This window comes from Pedobacter sp. GW822-FHT03F06 (assembly GCF_058801365.1).
This window is the reverse complement of record NZ_JBXANE010000014.1, coordinates 50,025-67,829: the sequence shown is the minus strand read 5'-3', so window position 1 is coordinate 67,829 and position 17,805 is coordinate 50,025. Positions and strand designations below refer to the sequence as shown.

At 39.8% G+C, this 17,805-nt stretch carries 15 protein-coding genes; 9 read left to right on the top strand and 6 right to left on the bottom strand.

Annotation, left to right across the window (positions count from 1 at the left end; all coding sequences use genetic code 11):
• Nucleotides 1-10: 10 nt before the first annotated feature.
• From AC1RJ8_RS21395 to AC1RJ8_RS21365, 7 genes are all read left to right on the top strand, one after another.
• A complete protein-coding gene (locus AC1RJ8_RS21395) occupies nucleotides 11-1,336 on the top strand; it encodes an inositol-3-phosphate synthase (protein WP_492955572.1) in 1,326 nt (441 codons plus the stop codon).
• Nucleotides 1,336-1,791, top strand: a complete 456-nt coding sequence (locus AC1RJ8_RS21390) for a phosphatidylglycerophosphatase A family protein (protein WP_230144963.1) — start codon at nucleotides 1,336-1,338, stop codon at nucleotides 1,789-1,791. Before AC1RJ8_RS21395 ends, AC1RJ8_RS21390 begins: the two co-directional genes overlap by 1 nt.
• A 2-nt stretch (nucleotides 1,792-1,793) precedes the next feature.
• The gene (locus AC1RJ8_RS21385; protein ID WP_492955571.1) at nucleotides 1,794-2,171 is read left to right on the top strand and encodes a GtrA family protein; all 378 of its coding nucleotides are present in this window, start codon (nucleotides 1,794-1,796) and stop codon (nucleotides 2,169-2,171) included.
• Nucleotides 2,172-4,715, top strand: coding sequence for a DUF5686 and carboxypeptidase-like regulatory domain-containing protein (locus AC1RJ8_RS21380; protein WP_492955570.1), 2,544 nt, complete (start codon nucleotides 2,172-2,174; stop codon nucleotides 4,713-4,715).
• Nucleotides 4,716-4,725: 10 nt separating this feature from the next.
• Complete coding sequence (locus AC1RJ8_RS21375) at nucleotides 4,726-6,015, top strand: DUF4833 domain-containing protein (protein WP_492955569.1); 1,290 nt, start codon at nucleotides 4,726-4,728, stop codon at nucleotides 6,013-6,015.
• A 277-nt stretch (nucleotides 6,016-6,292) separates the two neighbouring features.
• Nucleotides 6,293-6,913 carry a sterol desaturase family protein gene (locus AC1RJ8_RS21370; RefSeq protein ID WP_492955568.1) on the top strand — a complete coding sequence of 207 codons (621 nt, stop codon included), beginning with the start codon at nucleotides 6,293-6,295 and terminating at the stop codon, nucleotides 6,911-6,913.
• Between the two features lies 1 nt (nucleotide 6,914).
• Complete coding sequence (locus AC1RJ8_RS21365; protein ID WP_492955567.1) at nucleotides 6,915-7,856, top strand: phosphatase PAP2 family protein; 942 nt, start codon at nucleotides 6,915-6,917, stop codon at nucleotides 7,854-7,856.
• Between the two features lie 41 nt (nucleotides 7,857-7,897).
• Here the strand turns inward: AC1RJ8_RS21365 and AC1RJ8_RS21360 are convergent, their stop codons facing one another.
• From AC1RJ8_RS21360 to AC1RJ8_RS21340, 5 genes are all read right to left on the bottom strand, one after another.
• Nucleotides 7,898-8,500: a hypothetical protein gene (locus tag AC1RJ8_RS21360; protein ID WP_492955566.1), complete on the bottom strand. Its 603-nt coding sequence runs from the start codon at nucleotides 8,498-8,500 to the stop codon at nucleotides 7,898-7,900.
• Nucleotides 8,501-8,874: 374 nt separating this feature from the next.
• On the bottom strand, nucleotides 8,875-10,110 hold the full coding sequence (locus tag AC1RJ8_RS21355; RefSeq protein ID WP_492955565.1) for an alkaline phosphatase family protein: 1,236 nt from the start codon (nucleotides 10,108-10,110) through the stop codon (nucleotides 8,875-8,877).
• A gap of 14 nt (nucleotides 10,111-10,124) precedes the next feature.
• Nucleotides 10,125-11,051, bottom strand: a complete 927-nt coding sequence (locus tag AC1RJ8_RS21350) for a metallophosphoesterase family protein (RefSeq protein WP_492955564.1) — start codon at nucleotides 11,049-11,051, stop codon at nucleotides 10,125-10,127.
• Nucleotides 11,051-12,841: a RagB/SusD family nutrient uptake outer membrane protein gene (locus AC1RJ8_RS21345; protein ID WP_492955563.1), complete on the bottom strand. Its 1,791-nt coding sequence runs from the start codon at nucleotides 12,839-12,841 to the stop codon at nucleotides 11,051-11,053. Before AC1RJ8_RS21345 ends, AC1RJ8_RS21350 begins: the two co-directional genes overlap by 1 nt.
• A gap of 31 nt (nucleotides 12,842-12,872) precedes the next feature.
• Nucleotides 12,873-16,082 (bottom strand): SusC/RagA family TonB-linked outer membrane protein, encoded by a 3,210-nt coding sequence (locus tag AC1RJ8_RS21340; protein ID WP_492955562.1) that lies wholly within the window; start codon nucleotides 16,080-16,082, stop codon nucleotides 12,873-12,875.
• Nucleotides 16,083-16,275: 193 nt separating this feature from the next.
• Here AC1RJ8_RS21340 and AC1RJ8_RS21335 point away from each other — a divergent pair, with 193 nt between their 5' ends.
• On the top strand, nucleotides 16,276-16,899 hold the full coding sequence (locus AC1RJ8_RS21335) for a TetR family transcriptional regulator (RefSeq protein WP_492955561.1): 624 nt from the start codon (nucleotides 16,276-16,278) through the stop codon (nucleotides 16,897-16,899).
• On the opposite strand, the gene AC1RJ8_RS21330 is transcribed toward AC1RJ8_RS21335, so the two are convergent.
• A complete protein-coding gene (locus tag AC1RJ8_RS21330; protein ID WP_492955637.1) occupies nucleotides 16,871-17,116 on the bottom strand; it encodes a CBU_0592 family membrane protein in 246 nt (81 codons plus the stop codon). The two genes, AC1RJ8_RS21335 and AC1RJ8_RS21330, sit on opposite strands and share 29 nt — an antisense overlap.
• Nucleotides 17,117-17,327: 211 nt before the next feature.
• Here AC1RJ8_RS21330 and AC1RJ8_RS21325 point away from each other — a divergent pair, with 211 nt between their 5' ends.
• Complete coding sequence (locus AC1RJ8_RS21325) at nucleotides 17,328-17,660, top strand: hypothetical protein (protein ID WP_492955560.1); 333 nt, start codon at nucleotides 17,328-17,330, stop codon at nucleotides 17,658-17,660.
• The last annotated feature ends 145 nt before the right edge of the window (nucleotides 17,661-17,805 follow it).

The following is a 17,805-nucleotide window of genomic DNA, read 5'->3' as shown; positions in this document are numbered from 1 at the left end:
ATAAAATAGAATGAAACAAGAAGTAAAAGCAGCTGAAGGCAAGCTGGGAATATTAATGCCAGGATTAGGTGCTGTAGCAACAACCATGATTGCCGGAGTTGCAGCAATAAAAAAAGGGATATCAAAACCTATCGGTTCGTTAACACAGATGGGTACCATCCGTTTGGGAAAAAGAACAGAAAAAAAAGAACCAAAAATTAAGGATTTTGTGCCACTAGCTGGTTTGGAAGACTTAGTTTTCGGTGGCTGGGATGTGTACGAAGATAACGTTTACGAAGCGGCAATGAATGCCCGTGTACTGGATGCTAACTTATTGCGCGATGTGCGTGAAGAATTGCAGGCCATTAAACCGATGCGCGCTGCTTTCGATAGAAATTATGTAAAAAACCTGGATGGCAAATATGTAAAAGATATCGATAACCGTTACGAACTGGCTTTAGCCGTAATGGAAGATATTAAAAACTTCAAAGCAGAAAACAATTGCGACCGTATAGTACTGGTTTGGTGTGGTTCTACCGAAATTTATTTCGAAGCATCAGAAGTTCACGAATCGCTGGCTGCGTTTGAGCAAGGCTTAAGAGACAACGATTTGCGCATTGCGCCAAGTATGATCTATGCTTATGCTGCATTAAAATTAGGTATTCCGTTTGCTAATGGCGCGCCAAACTTAACGGTAGATATTCCTGCATTGATCGAGCTGGCTAAAGAAACCAATACCCCAATCGCCGGCAAAGATTTTAAAACTGGTCAAACATTAATGAAAACCATTTTAGCTCCTGGTTTGGCGGCACGTTCGTTAGGTGTAAACGGTTGGTTTTCTGATAATATTTTAGGTAACCGCGATGGTTTGGTATTAGATGACCCTGATAACTTTAAAACCAAAGAAGTATCTAAACTGGGCGTACTGGAAGATATCTTTAAACCAGAAGTTAACCCTGATTTATACGGAGATATGTACCATAAAATCAGGATCAACTATTATCCGCCTCACGGTGATAACAAAGAAAGCTGGGATAACATCGATATTTTCGGTTGGTTAGGTTATAAAATGCAGATCAAAATCAATTTCCTTTGCCGCGATTCGATTTTAGCCGCACCGATTGTATTGGATCTTGCTTTGTTTATCGATTTGGCTAAACGTGCAAACCTATCGGGCATTCAGGAATGGTTGTCATTCTACCTGAAATCGCCACAAACGATTCCAGGTGTACCTGCAGAAAACGATATTTTTAAACAGTTAATGAAACTTCAGAATACCTTACGTTACATCATGGGCGAAGAATTGATCACCCATTTAGGTCAGGATTATGAAGAAGAACTGATAGAAACGGTATAGTGTTTATCCACAAATTTCTTTCAACGGCTCTGGGAATCGGGTATATCGGCAAGGGCGCAGGTACTTATGCTGCAATAGCAACCTGCATCTGCTGGCATCTTTTCCAGAGCCCTTATACCAACCCTTATTTATGGCCGGTACTTTTCACTATGCTCATCGTGATTTTGGGGGTAATGAGTGCCGATCGGGTGGAAGAGATTTGGGGAAAAGACCACGGTAGGGTGGTGATTGATGAAGTGGCCGGAATGTGCATCACCCTATTGTTTGTGCCTTTAAAATGGGAATACACCTTAATAGGGCTTATTCTTTTTAGGTTTTTTGATATCCTTAAGCCGCTTTACATCCGAAAACTCGAAGAATTGCCAGGTGGTTGGGGTGTAATGGCTGATGATGTATTGGCCGGTATTTATGCAAATGTTATACTGCAACTGGTTGTTGTTTTAGCACTGTTTTAACCATGATGTTCACTTATCTAAAAGCGCAGGCGTCATCCCTAGTGGCCTCGGCAACAGATTTTGGTGTGACCATTTTTGCCGTAAATATTTTGGGCTGGTGGTATCTGGCAGCAAGTGTTACGGGTACGGTTGTAGGTGGAGCAGTTAATTTTTATGTGAACCGTAAATGGGTTTTCGAAAGTGAATCTAAAGCCATTAATTGGCAGATATTGAAATATATTTTGGTATGGTCAGGCAATCTGATTATCGTAACCGCAGGTGTGTTTATGCTCACCCATTATTTTAACCTCAATTATGTTCTCGCTAAAGTGCTTAGTTCAGTTATAACTGGGTTAAGCTACAATTATATCATGCAAAAGCAGTTTATTTTTTCAAGTTAAATGAAACCGATCTATTCATTTTTTCTCCTCTTGGTGCTCAGTTTTATTTTGCAGGTAAATGCTTTTGGCCAAAGAACAGTGGTATCTGGCATCGTGCGCGATGCGGTTACCAAAGAAACACTGCCCAATGTTTCCGTTTTCTTTAAAGATACGAAAATAGGCATACAGACTGATGTAAACGGAAAGTACACATTGGTTTCTCCTGATGCTCAAAACGAAATTACTTTTAATTATGTGGGCTATCGTACAGTTTTTAAGAATATTGTAGCTTCTGCAACTCAAGAACTTGATATTTCCTTAGTACCCGATTCAAGAGCACTGGATGAAGTGGTTATTGTGGGCGGAAAAAAAGTAAAATACCGCAATAAAGATAATCCGGCGGTAGAATTGATCCGCCAGGTAATCGCCCACAAAGATGAAAACCGGATCAAGAGTTACAATACGGTGTCTTTTAGGCAGTATGAAAAGATGTTGTTTTCATTGAGCAATGTGTCAGATAAGTTTAAGAACAAAAAGATGTTCAGAAACTATCAGTTTTTGTTTCAGGAGCAGGATTCGACCTTAATTGGCGGAAAAAACCTCTTGCCTGTATATATTCAGGAACAATTATCTGATCATTACCTCAGTAAAGATCCTGAAAAAAATAAAAAAGTTGTTCTTGCCGAGAAACAGGTAAACTTCGATAGCAGGTACATCGACAATAAAGGAATGAAAACTTATTTCGATAGGATGTATCAGGATATCGATATTTATAAAAATAACATCTCTGTAATCAGTAACGAATTTTTAAGCCCGATTGCAGATGGTGCACCGGCTTTTTATAAGTTTTTTATTACCGATACGTTAAAGGATCAAAAACCTCAGGTTATTGAGCTGTCGTTTACCCCCCGAAATACAAACGATATGTTGTTCGAAGGAAAGATTTACGTAACCAATGATAGCCATTATGCTGTTACAGGGGCTTCATTTGGGGTAAATAAAAACATTAACCTCAATTTTGTACGTGCACTAAAAGTCGATCTCAATTTCGAAGCTAACGATAAAGGCAAATATAGTTTAAGTAAAAGCAATCTGTTGGCCGATTTCGGTATTGGCAAAACCAAAGGCATAGGTTTTACCGGCGAACGTACCGTTACCTATAAGAATTACCAGTTCGATACGGTGTTGCCTGATACTATTTTTCAAGGGAAAAGTACAGTAGTGCTGGCCGATGCAGCAAAAAAAGATGATAAATTCTGGGAGAAAAACAGACTGGATACCATTTCGAAGAACCAGCTGAAGATTTATGGCAATATAGATACCCTGCAAAATCTGCCATCTTTTAAGCGCACTATGAAAATTGTTACCCTCTTGTTTGCAGGTTATCAGAATTTAGGTCCCTATGAAATTGGCCCGGTAAATACATTTTATAGCTTTAACAATGTAGAAGGTTTAAGGCTGCGGGTTGGTGGCCGAACAACGCCTGAGCTTAGTAAACGTTATTATTTCGAAAATTATTTGGCCTATGGGATTAAAGATGAGAAATGGAAATTTTTCCTTTCCGGAACTTATTCGATAAACAATAAATCGATCTACGAATTCCCGCAGAATTATATCAGGGCAAGTTTTCAACGCGATACTAAAATACCCGGACAAGAACTTCAGTTTGTGCAGGAAGACAATTTCCTGCTCTCGTTTAAACGCGGAGTAAACGACATGCTGTTGTACAACGATTTTTACCGTTTGGATTATGTTAGAGAATTCGAAAATCACTTTTCGTACAATCTAGGCTTTAAAAAATGGAGCCAAACGCCAGCAGGCGGACTTAACTACGTAAATTCAAATAATCAGTTGGTAAACAGGTTAAGCACCAGCGAACTTTCTCTACAGTTGAGGTATGCGCCAAACGAGAAATTTTATCAGGGCAAAATATACCGAGTGCCCATTGCCGACCGCTATCCGGTATTTAATTTGCGTTATACCGCAGGTTTAAAAGGGGTTTTTGGTGGCGAATACAATTATCATAACATTATGGGCAGTATCGATAAACGCTTTTATTTATCGCAGTTGGGGTATAGTGATGTGACTTTCGAGGGTGGTTATATTGCCGGTAAAGTGCCTTTTCCTTTATTAGATATACATCGCGCCAACCAAACCTATGCTTATCAGCTCAACTCTTACAACCTGATGAACTTTCTCGAATTTGTGAGCGACCATTATGTGAGCATCAATATCGATCATAATTTTAATGGCTTCTTTTTTAATAAAGTGCCATTGATCAAAAAATTAAAATTGAGGGAAGTGGTGTCGTTCAAAGCCTTATATGGTGGTTTGCGGAACGAAAATAATCCGAATTTTCAAACAGGATTATACCGCCTTCCGGTTTACGAAAATGGTGCACAAAGAACTTATGCATTGGGTAATGAGCCGTACATGGAAGGTAGTGTTGGTGTAGGCAATATCTTTAAATTATTGAGGGTCGACGTGGTGAAACGGTTCAACTACCTCAATAATCCGGAAGTTTCGGAGTGGGGAATAAGGGCGAGGGTAAAATTTGATTTTTAAGAAATAAGCTATGGAAAAAAATCTAAGGGACAGCCTGCAACAAGGCATATATAAAGTGATCAATCCTTTTGTAAAGGGTTTGATTAAAATCGGTTTAACACCTAATGCGGTAACCACCATTGGTCTGATCCTGAATATTGGCGTAGCCGTAATTTTTGTGCTCGGTGCCGAAAAATCTAACCGCGGCGATATGTCATACATCGGCTGGGGAGGGGCACTGGTGCTTTTTGCAGGCCTGTTCGATATGCTCGATGGGCAGGTGGCGCGATTGGGAAACATGAGTTCGAAGTTTGGTGCTTTGTACGATTCGGTACTCGATCGTTATAGCGAAATGATCATGTTTTTGGGCATCTGTTATTACCTGGTTGCACATCATTATTTCTTAAGTTCGCTATTTGCCTTTATTGCATTGATCGGCTCGATGATGGTGAGTTATACCCGTGCAAGAGCCGAGGGATTAGGCGTGGAGTGTAAAGGCGGTTTAATGCAAAGGCCGGAAAGGGTAGTAACCATTGGCGTTTTTGCCATAGCCTGTGGTATTGCGGGGCATTTTATTGGTGGCGATTACAAAGTTTACTTGCCAGGCATTTCATTCCATGTTTTCGAAACGATGTCGATTTTTACCATGCCCATTACACTAATGGCGGTATTAACCAATATTACGGCTGTTAAAAGGTTACAGGAAGCCAAAAAAGGGCTCGAAGCGCAAGAGCTTAATGAGCGAAAAGGAAATAACAAGGCTGCATTAATTGCGGGTTTGGTATTAATGGGAAGTTTAACCGGAGTACTGTCCTTTAACGCAAATGCGCAAGGATCAGATCCTTCTCCGATTACTTTTCCAACACCGAAAGATATCCCTAATCAGCTGTTTTATTTACAGCGCGATCCGAATACCAATACCATTATCTGCCAGCTAAATGTAGATAAACATGGCGAAGTAAATAAAGAACAGCCTGTAAATGTATTTTGGATGCGTTACGGTGATAAAGGCGAAAAGAAAGAGCTGAGTTATATCCAGCGGAAATTTGCATATGGCATCATCAGCAAAAGTCTGGGTAACGGTCAGTTCGAACTGCGGTTTACCTCGCATAAAAAACTACCGATGTATTTAAATAAATCTGGCGCAGATAAAAAATACCATGTTTTTGCTACGATCAACAATAAAAAAATGCAGCTAGAACGGATTTTCCTTCGGATTGAGGGCGGGACCTTTTGGTTTCCGAATGTAAAATATGTAGAAATAAAAGGTTTTGATGTTTCGGAGCCTTCAAAAGTTTTAGTTGAAAGGATTAAGGTCTGACGGAGGGCGTAATGCGGGTGGCGTCCTCACAAAGTTCGTCATTGCGAGAAGGCTTTTTCAGCCGACGAAGCAATCTTTACCGCAGGGCTCATAAGCATGAAAGATTGCTTCGTCGTTCCTTCTCGCAATGACGACTTTTCTATATCGATTTGTCAGTCTGAGCGGAGTCGAAGACCCCTACGTTGAGAATGATAAATTGTTTGAGGAAAAGATCCTGAAACAAGTTCAGGATGACGATTACATGTGCCGAGTCGAAGACCAGTTAAAAATATTACCAATGAAAAAGAATTTTGTTTCAAATTCGACCGCATCCATCAGGATGTTTAAAAATGACTTTTTAGAAAGCCTATCAAAAGTTAGGTTTTATGTACCGTTGATTGTTTATGTACCGGTTATTGCCTTTCTTTTTTGGAAAGCGCTTTGGCAAATCGAAATGCCCGTTTTAAATTTTGCAGGCTGGTTTCTGCTTGGTCTGGCCATCTGGACCATTACCGAATACATCCTGCACCGTTATGTTTTCCATTTTGAGCCAGATGTGGAATGGGGCAAGAAAATCCATTTTATTTTTCATGGTGTACACCACGATTACCCTAACGATGCCAAAAGGCTGGTGATGCCACCTTCGGCCAGTATTCCGATGGCTCTGGGTTTTTACTTTCTCTTCGATTGGTTATTGCCCGATACCGTGGTTTATCCATTTTTCTCGGGTTTTATGATCGGTTATCTTTTTTACGACATGGTACATTATGCACTTCACCATGCCAATTTTAAAAGCGGCTTTTGGAAACGGTTAAAACAGCATCATATGCTTCACCACTATTCCGATTCGACCAAGGGTTATGGGGTAAGCTGGACTTTTTGGGACCATATTTTTAGGTCTAATTTTGATAAAAAATAACATGCAGCAAGAAGTATTGCTTAAAAACAGTTTTTATAATCTTCGGAATATTTATCTAACAGTTGCTATATCTGTTGGATATCTATTGTTATCAGTACTGCTGGTCGGCTTTAAAACCGATCAGCTGGTGCTGATTTTTATTTTTAATGCTTTGTTTTATATCTCCAGGGGAACCAGGCAGTTTATCCTCGGCTTTTCAATCTTTATTGTCTACTGGATACTGTTTGATTACATGAAAGCATTTCCGAACTACCTTTTTAATACGGTACATATTGAAGATTTATATGAACTCGAAAAAAATACTTTCGGCATTAATTACCATGGCTTAATACTTACACCTAACGAGTATTGGAAAATAAACAGTACTTCATTTTTAGATGTATTGACCGGATTTTTCTACCTGATGTGGGTACCTGTTCCGTTGGCATTTGCTACTTATCTTTTTTTTAAGAATAAGGAACAGTTTGTCCGTTTCTCGCTCACCTTTGTATGGGTAAATTTGTTAGGCTTTGTGTTGTACTATGCTTTCCCGGCTGCACCACCATGGTATGTGCAGGAACATGGCTTCGGGTTTATCGCGAAAACTGCTGGTAATACCGCTGGATTGGCCCGGTTTGACCATTATTTTAACATTACACTTTTTCATGGTATATACAGCAAAGGTTCTAATGTATTTGCGGCTATGCCATCTTTACATTCTTCGTATCCTGTTATTGTTGTTTATTATGGCTTAAAAAACCGCTTGGGTAAGATCAACATTTTTTTTACTATCGTAATGATTGGAATCTGGTTTTCGGCTATTTATACCAGTCATCATTACACGCTTGATGTATTAGCCGGATTAAGCTGCGCCATAGTAGGTATTATTTCTTTCAATTATTTAATGCGCAATACAGCTTTGAAGCACTTTGGAAAAAAACTGATCAACGCCATTAGTAATTAAACAACCAGCATTGATCAGGTAGGATATTTCAGTGTATAATGTTATGCCGAAAGGTTAAGTGGTGTTTGGCTGTTACGCATGGTTAAGGCCTGGCAGTTGCTTTTTGCCTTCGCAAGCAGGTAAAATTCTACGCTGGCGATTAGGATGAGTGTATAACCAAAAAGTTCGAGCGATTCTTCTGATACGTTCTTCACATCACGGCTATATTGACTTTCCATAACGGCCATCCAAAATACTTTTCTACCATATAAACGTGCGAAAATATAAGTAGTTAAAATTCCAGATAGTAATATCCCAAAGGAAAATTTGTTTACAAAACCGTTTAGGTTAGAAAAAAAGAGTCCTTTATTTCTGTATATAATAATAATTGCAAGAAAAAGTAAACCAAAAGCGCCGGTTTGCCATGCTCCATCATAAACATGTTCATCAAGAAAAGCGTCCTGCTCTCTGATGAGAGATGCCATTGTGAAGCTAAATAAGGCAAAAGCAAGTGGGAATGATGATTTATGTTTAAATGAAATATAAAGGTAAGTAAGGGCACTTAATAATAGCAGCAAGCTCTGCACATATTCTACAATTGATTGTTCACTGAATTTATTACTTCCCGCTTCATGCTGCACATTCCACTTCAGAAATTCAGACAATAAAACGATTATTAAACCATAAATAAGAAATCGGATAATAGCAGTTTTTAGACCGCTTGGGCTTGATGAGATAGTGGGACTGACCATTTTTTATTGAATTTGTATTTGTCATCAGCTAGAAAAATCAATAAACATGATTCTGCCGATAAGTTAGACTACAAATTTCGCTCAAGAACCATTGCTAAAAAAGGTCTATAAGTCCTAAAAATTGGTTAAAAAGTACGAATATTTCAAAATTTAAAAATATAGTTTTTTGTTTATGTTATTCAATTAAGATAAGGGCCATAAGTAATTAAAAAAGCCCAATCGTTGATCTTAAACGATCAGCTATTGGGCTTAGGGATGTAAGTTATTGGAGTTAGGAATGAAACTAATTATTTAATGCTTATCCATTTATTGAGTGTGTTATCTTGTGCTTCTAGTACGAGTTTATAGAAAGAGGATGGGTAGTTCTTAAGATCTGCTAAATAATGTTGCTGATTAACGTCAACCTCTCCCAACAAATGATAGTCATCTTTTCCTCCTGTTTTAAACGCGTTGGTAGTTGCCAGCCAAATTTTTACTTTTCCTTTCTTTTCCACTGCTTTCCAGCTAATGTCGAGGTGATTCTGTACATAATTTGCTTTTAGCGCTGATATGGACAATGGGCCAATAAATGTTGTGCCGTCAATTTCCTGTTCCACATTTTTTGGCAGTTTTACATTGAGATAATCGGCAATGGAAGGCATGATATCTACTATACCAAGATCGAAGTATTGGGCGTAAGTATTCAGTTTTTTATAATTGCTCACCATCCAGGTTGAACGTTGACGCTCAGATTGTCCGCCATGTCCGCGGCCGGTTTTTTCATCACGCCCATGATCGGTTGTGATTACAATCAACCAATCTTCTTTAAATTTCTGTTGACGGTAAGTAATAGCCTGCCAAATCTGACCCATTTGTTTGTCCAGCGTCTCAACAGCATTATAAAACTCAGGACTATCGCCATAACGGTGCCCCATATCATCGGTATATTCGAGGTACACCCATGAAAGATCAGGCGCTTTATCATGAATGGTGTTTGCTGCCTGTTTAACCACTTCCTCATCAATAAGGTGCATGTAGGCCGAATTTTTATCATGTTTAAAGCGTGTTGTATCTAACTCGTACCCGTCTGCTACAAAATCGGGCTTAAAGTTGCCGGTCTCGGGAAGACCATCGCCAAGCAATTTGGTCCGGTTATCGGTCCAGCTGGAGAAAATCGCTGTTTTTTTCTCAGGGTATTGATTTTTAAACAACCTGAAAATGTGTTGATAATTGTAATTGGGTGCTTTTATATCATTATCGGGTACGTTATGTTTATTCACCCAGGTACCGGTAAGTAAACTGTTGTAGCCCACCGCAGATATGGTTGGTGTTTCGTTATAACTGGCTTTATCGCCACCCACATGCATGCGTGAATACGATCCCTCTGAAATGATTTTTTTGAAATTAGGTAAGTCCAATCGTTCCATTACATCGGCAGGGATCCCATCGGCGATTACATAGACGACCTTACTCGCCCTGTTTTGAGCGAGTACCGGCATGGATAAAGAAACACAGCAGGCGAAAATAATTGTTCTTAGTAACATGGTTCTCTCCTTTATTAAAAAGTGTGTGGGAAATATTCATTTTCAACCGTTCCATCATCGTACATTTTAAGTATTGCATAGCCCGGAGGTGTTTCCAGGTAATAACCAGGGCCTGCCGATTCTGCATCGCCCTTGCCCCACCAAAAACCACTCATGGCTCCATTGCAGCAGTATCGAACACCATTGTAAACGGTTTGATCTGAAAGATGATTATGACCACTCAGGCAGATTTTCACCTTATCGCGGTGTTTGTAGAAGAGATCTTTCAGCTTTTTACAATCCGAATGTCCGCCACCAACCAATACCTGGGTGGTGCCCAGAATTGGATAGTGAGACATGAGCAGGGTAGGCGTGCCAGCAGGCAGGTTTTTTAACTCCTGCTCAAGCCAGTTATACTGCTCATCATCAAGTGAAATTTTACTGTTATTCCCGTCAAGGATAATAAAATGCCAGTTCTTTTTGGAGAAACTATAATAACGGTTAGGGATTTTCAGTCGTTTCACCACATAGTTCTTTCCATACATTTCATCGTCTGTTGTGGGCGCTTTCCACCAGGTATCATGGTTGCCAATACAGCTGTGTATTTCGTATTGATCAATGGTTTTAGTACAATCATCCCAAATTCCCCATTGTTCGGTTACCTGATTGCGCACAACATTATCATAAGAAGCATCGTTAATCGAATCTCCTCCGTTTAAGAAGAAATCAACTTTATGTTTGCTGATAATCTGTTTTAAACATGCTTTAAATCGCTCAGGAGCATTTTCTCCTGCACGGATGTGCACATCGGTAATATGTGGAACAGTAAGCATCAGTTTTTTACCTTTTGGTTTATCCAAAAGTGCTTCTGAAGCTAGCGCAGGTAATGTGCCTGAAAAAGCAGCACCTGCTGATAATCCTATGGCCTTTAGTAAAGACCTTCTTTTTATTTCTGTTCTCATTACCAACCAAAAATTTGTTTCAGTTTAGGGTTTAGGATTACTTGTTGTTGCGGAATAGGGCGATAATAGAATTTTGGTTCCTCAAAAATCCTAACCACATTTTCTGTTACGATATTACCTCCGGTATTGCCGTTCTTTAAATAAACGGTTGCATCAGTCCCGATTAATCCTGCACGGTAATAAATAAGTTTTACCCCAAGTGAATTCTTTTCTTTCTGGTCTTCGCCAGGTATGGTTGCCGTTCTGTCAATCAGGATAATATCATCAACACCGTCACCGGTAAGGTCGTACTTACCCAATCCGGCGAAGTACATGCCTTCAGGACTTTTAGTAAGCAGTTTGCCCACTTTCCAGCGCATTAAATCATCAAAGCGCATGTTTTCGAAAGCATATTCTACCCTGCGTTCTCTTCTAATTTCGAGTATAACACCTGCATTAGCGGTAACATTTGGATATTGCAACTGCAATGCCGGATCGGGATTGGCATTTGCCGTTGCGAGATTAAGATCAGGCAAGCCCGCTCTTTTACGGAGCAGATTTACCGATTGGTCTAGCTGCGTTTGTGTTAATGTGCCTAATTCGGCAAGTGCTTCAGCATAGGTTAACAGCACTTCCGCATAACGGTATACCGGAAAATCTACACTATTTAAGATCGAATTGTCGGTGCTGTTTACATAACCTTTTAACTGGTGGTAACCTGTAAAATTTTTATTTAAGCGCTGAATATAAGGTGTAGGATCGGGTACTCTTGTCCATCCCGGGTAAACCATAGTTTGCGACATGCGCGGATCGCGGTTTTTAAATTCTGCTACAAAACCCAGTTGAGCGTAGTTTGCTACGTCAGTAAACCTGCTTCCATCTTTCATTAAATAGGTTTGTAACAGATCTTTCGCTGGTGCCTGCTCATAATCGCCAAATACAGTCGAATTCACATTCTGGCTTTTGCTCTTACTCAGATCGAAGATGTTAACCAAAATCACTTCGTTATTGGCCGTTAAATCCTGACTGGAGAAAAGCGTTGCATAATCTTGTTCCGGCTTTCCGGTATTGTAAATGTTAAATTTTTTGCCAGCGATGATCTCTCCTGAAATTCTTGCTGCGGTTTCTAAAAAAGTATTTGCAGCGCTGCTTAAATTCAGCTCGTTATGGTATTTGCGATAAGTACCTTCGTAAAGGGCTGCCCGCGCATATAAAGTGGCTACTGCCCATTTCCCTGGAGTACCTACGGGAACACTTTCCCTTACATTTTTATAGGCAAAATCCAAATCTGCCATTATACTGTCGGCAATCAATGTCCGCGGATCGCGAGCTTTGTAAAGCTCTTCATCACCTGGCTCCAATGTGCCTGAATACCAGGGGACATCAGAAAAACGCTTTACTTTATCCAAGTAGAATTCGGCACGGTAATACCTGGCCAAACCTGCATAGTGGTTTTTAACGGCAGCAGAAACCTGTGCTTTCCCATAGTTTTCCAGAAAGTAGTTAATGTTTCTTAATCTGCTCCAGCTCCAGCCAGAGGTAATATTCTGGGCATTCGTATTACCGGTCATAACATTTTTTACCTCAACTGCCGCGGTGGTAGCTACATTATCTGTACTCTGATCATTAAGATAAGTATTGCGATCTGGCTGAGAGAGTAGGCCATTTACGTAAAGCGAAAGATCACTTTCGGTATTAAAGAACAGGTTAGGTGAGATGGAGGTTTGTGGAAAACGGTCCAGTCCAGCTTTTTTACAGGCTGAGAGCATACCTGCAGCTGCAATAAATACGATATATATATACTTTTTCATTTTTAAAATGATTTAAATGTGAGGGCTTAGGCTAAAAATCGAGGTTTAAACCAAAAGCATATCTGCGTTGGTAAGGGTATGCCCAGGCACTTGGTCCTTGATTAACTGCTTCCGGGTCGATAAACTTCTTGATTGAAGAAAACTCATATAAGTTTTCTCCGGTAACAAATACGCGAAGACGGTTTACATGGAATTTTTTGGTCCATTGAACCGGGAGGGTATAACCAAGCGATACATTTTTGATCCTCAGGTAAGCACCGTTTAGCAAATATTTAGTTTGGGGAATATCTAAACCGGATCCATAATTGGCATCAGCAAGCCACGATTGCAATACTGGATATTGCGAATCGGTATTGGCATCAGCAAGTCCGGCAGCGATATATGAAGCCGAGTGTTTGGCTCTTTGTTCCGGCGAATCGGCTGCTCCACGGTAAAAATCAAGGTTCCAAGGGTAAACGTTAGCATAGGGTTGTTGATAAGGACCCCAGAAAAGGTAGTGGTGAGGATAAAAATCTCTTTTTAATACGCCTTGCAAAAACACAGAAAGATCGAAACCACCCCAATCCATATTCAGGTTGGCGCCAATGGTATAGCGGTCAGAACTATTTCCAATGATTTTTAAATCTTTTGGATCGTTTGAGCTCAGTCCTCTTTCTATTTTTTTGTTGCCGTCGAGATCTACATATTTTGGCCATCCCTCAACAATAGATAAGGCACCCCATGGAATAAGTGCAGATTCATCTAAAGCGGCAATTTCTGCTTTACTGCGGAAAACGCCATCATTCTGTAATCCCCATATCTCTCCAAGAACCTGTCCTTCGCGGTAATTTGTAAATAGGTTCTGGTCATTTTTGAACCTGGTAATTTTGGCTTTTGAATCGGCCAGGAATACTTTTGCATCAAAGCTGAAAGGTTTTGAACCGAGATCAAACCTGTCTCTATAGGTTACCGAAAGTTCCCATCCTTTGGTGCGTAGATCGGCTGAATTCTGACGTGGTACACCGGTGCCCAACACACCTGGCAGTTCTTGTCCTGCAGTAAGCATGCCTTTGGTATCGCGGATATAATAATCGAAAGTGAAAGAAAGTTTATCATTTAACAGGCCAATATCAGTACCCATATTCAAGGTAGAAACCCTTTCCCATGTATAAGTTTGAGGATCAACGCTTAGTCCGGGAGCCCCATTAATTACCTGGTTCTGCCCATTGCCGCCAATTAAATAACCTGAAGTGCCTGGTACAAGAGATTGGATATAACCAAAATCGCCCACATTCTGGTTTCCAAGATCTCCATATGAGGTACGTAATTTGAAGGTAGATATTGCAGGTGAAAGTGACTTAAATAAATCTTCGCCACTCACTATCCAGGCAAGCGATGCCGAAGGGAAAAATCCCCAACGTCTGTCTATCGGGAAACGTGATGAACCATCATACCTTCCGGTAGCTTCCAGGATGTACCTGTTTTTGTAGGTGTAATTTAATCTCGAAAATGCACTATTGGTTGCATAAGCCGAATAGCCCGCACTGGCTGTAGCCGTACCGCTGGTAAGCGATAAATAGGGCAGAGAAGAAGAAATAAGGACATCTTTACTTGCGTTCACAGTAGAATAGCTATAATCTTCGCTATTAAAACCTACCATTGCACTGAAGAAATGATCGCCTAGCGTTTTTTTATACGTGCTATATATATTAAATGCATTATTATACAGGTAACCATTGTTTTCGGTTACTGAACCGGTTCCACCTTCTTCGCGGATATCGTTTGGGCCATAGCCAATTTTATATTTTTTGCTATCGTTATGTGTTTTCCAAAGCTCGCGTTTAAAAGATGCATCAGCATTTACCTGAAGATCACCTTTTAAAAATAAGGCTGTAGCACTGGTAATATTCTGGAAACCGAACATGTTTTGAAGGTTGTTTCCGCCATCAACAAGTTTTGCAGCCAATTTACCAGCAGCAGTATTTGCCCAGGTCCCATCAGGGTTTTTAGCCACATCGGTAGGCATGAGGTAGTACAGATCGGTTATGTTTCCATTGGGAAGTGCCCGTTTGGTTTGATAAATATTGAGGTTATTATCAACTTTAAGCCAGGAAAGCGGAGAAAAGCCCACTTTTGACCTTAATCCATAACGGTCCCAATAATCGGCAGTAAGTTTATTTAGTCCGTTATCTCTGCTGTAGTCTGCTGAAAGATAATAAGTTAATGGTTTTTCGTTTACGGCAGCTCCACCAGAAAAGGTAAGGGTATGGCTTTTAGATAAACTCGAATTATTGAAAAAGTAATTGTACCAATCGTTGCTACCCATATAGGCCCATTTGGTAGGATCGGTTGGGTTTAACCGGGTATCGGCTATGGAAGGATTATCTGACCGTTCCTTTGCCCAGCGGTAATACTCATCGTTATAATTCACATAATCCCATGGGGTATTATCGGTAGAGGTTTCTAAAACCCTCGAAAAAATATAAGGATCGGTTACCGGTTTAGGCAGTAAAGTTGGTTTTCCCCAAGATTGCGTGGTATTGTAGCTAATTACATTATTGCCTGCAGCACCTTGTTTAGTGGTAATCAAAATTACACCAAATGCGGCACGTGCTCCATAAATGGCTGCCGATGCCGCATCGCGCAATATTGTAAATGAAGTTATATCAGAGGGGGTTAAGCGTAACATATCGTCATTGCTTGTAGCAGGAATACCATCAATAACAATTAATGGCGAGCCACCATTAATGGAAGTATATCCCCTAATGTTGATGTTGGGTACACTGCCCGGCGCACCACCAGCATAAGTGATGTTCAACCCCGGACTGATACCCTGTAAACCCTGCAATACGTTGGTTACCGGTCTCGATTCGAGCTGCTTGCCAGAGATCTGATCAATTGCACCGGCAACATTGATTTTTTTCTTGGTTCCAAACCCAACTACCACTACCTCATCGAGGTTGGCAAAATCAGGAGATAGAGAAACGTCGATTTTTGTTCTGCCAGCAACGGCAATTTCCTGCTGCTTGTAGCCGATGTAGGAAAAAATAAGAGTGGCATTGGGTTTTACACTGCTTAAGGTGTAACTACCACTACTGTTGGTGGCAATGTGTAGGTTGGTCCCTTTTACAGTAATGTTTACGGCAGGGAGCGTTTCGCCCGTCTTTGCATCAGAGACCACACCTTTAATGGCGATCCCTTGAGCAAAGCCACTAGCGGATAGGATCAACAGCGTGAACATCCAGAATAGCTTTTTTTTCATTTTTCTTAATATTTAGTTGTTTGATTTGGAATGATAAGCACTTTTCAGCGGCGCTAAATTGAACATATCATGTTAAAGTTAAGTTAAGACTAAATTAATATATTAATTGAATGTTCATTCAATCTATTGGAAAAAATAAATTTGCAGAATACAACTACTTTTGATTAGTTTGCCTAATTAAATTAACTGCACGATGGGACGTAAAAGCCTAAAAGAGACAAGACGACTGGAAATTATTAAGGTATTTTACCAGGTGGCCAAGAAAGAGGGTTACGAAAATACCTCTATTGCGAAGATTGCAAAGGTGATGGATATTAACCCAAGCCTTATTATTCATTATTTTGAAACTAAAGAAGGACTTACCTATGAACTGATCGATCATATACTCGATCGGTATTTACTGATTTATACGATAAAGAACAAAGAGAAAGCAAAACTAGACGATTTACAAGCCACTATTGAAATGCTGTTTTCTAAAAAATGGAACCTGCTTTTTGATGATGGATTGTTTTATACCTTTTATGCTTTGGCGTTCAGAGAGAAAAAGATCAAGTTGAAGTATAAAGTTATTCTGGATGCCCTCCGCAATGGTCTTGCCCTGATGATTGAACAGTGCAACGAACAACAGATCACCGATGTTGAGAACCCTCAGGTTATTGCCGATTTTATTTTTGTACTGGTTGATGGTGCATATTTTTATCTTTCAATGGAAAGCGATAAAAAAGCTTATTTAGATCGTTTAGCGTATTATAAACAAAAGGCATATGATGCCCTTTCTATACCGCCCCTTAAGGCTGTTTCTGCTCCCGTTTGCTAAACTGCCTGCTTAAAGCATATAAACCAATAGACATCCAGAGCACATTTGCTGCAGCATTTGGTAGATCGTGGGTGTCTAACGCGGTTATAGCTAAACATAAACCACCCAGTATGTTAAGTGCCTGAAATGTGAGTGAATCGGCACGGATTAATTTCATGCTTAAAAAAAGGTACCCAAGTGTACAAAATAGCACTCCAGACCATCCGATAATAGACATCACTAAATTCATCATGTTGTATTGTTTGCTAGTAAAGCTATGAAATAATGTGATTACATCTATAGTAATCAGCAGGCAAAAAAACACTTCGGTTTAGATTTTTGCGGCCTAATTAATTGCTGAACCAGATTTGTTTGCTGCGTTACATATTTTAAACAGCGCTGTGTATTTTAAACACAAACAGTTATATTTAACTGAAACAAAAGTAAATATGGATTCGAATATTGTTACCCTCAGCGTGATCAATTACATTAACGATTATGATTATTACGATTCGCTCACAGATTTAACTCGCGATACAAACTCAAAATCTTTTACTAAACTGAGCGAAATCAGGGAAAGAAATAAACGTCATATTTCAGAACTTTTCCCGAACGTGAAATTTCGTGACAGTAAAAACCAGCTACTTGCAGTAGGTAGTTTTAAGCATGCGGTTAAAGCGAAGATCGAAACATTATCGAAGAAAGAAATAGAAGATTATCTCGAAACATTTAAAAAAGATGCTAAAAAAATAGCCAGGCTTTATAGAAAGATCAGGAAATAACTGCGAAAATTCGCTGATACTCATGGGATAAACCTGTTTTGGTATTGAACAGGTTATTTTATATTAACATTAGCGCTGTATTTTTGGTTATCTATAGGGTTAATATAAGTTTTCAATTTTTTATGTCATGACAGCAGCAATCGAA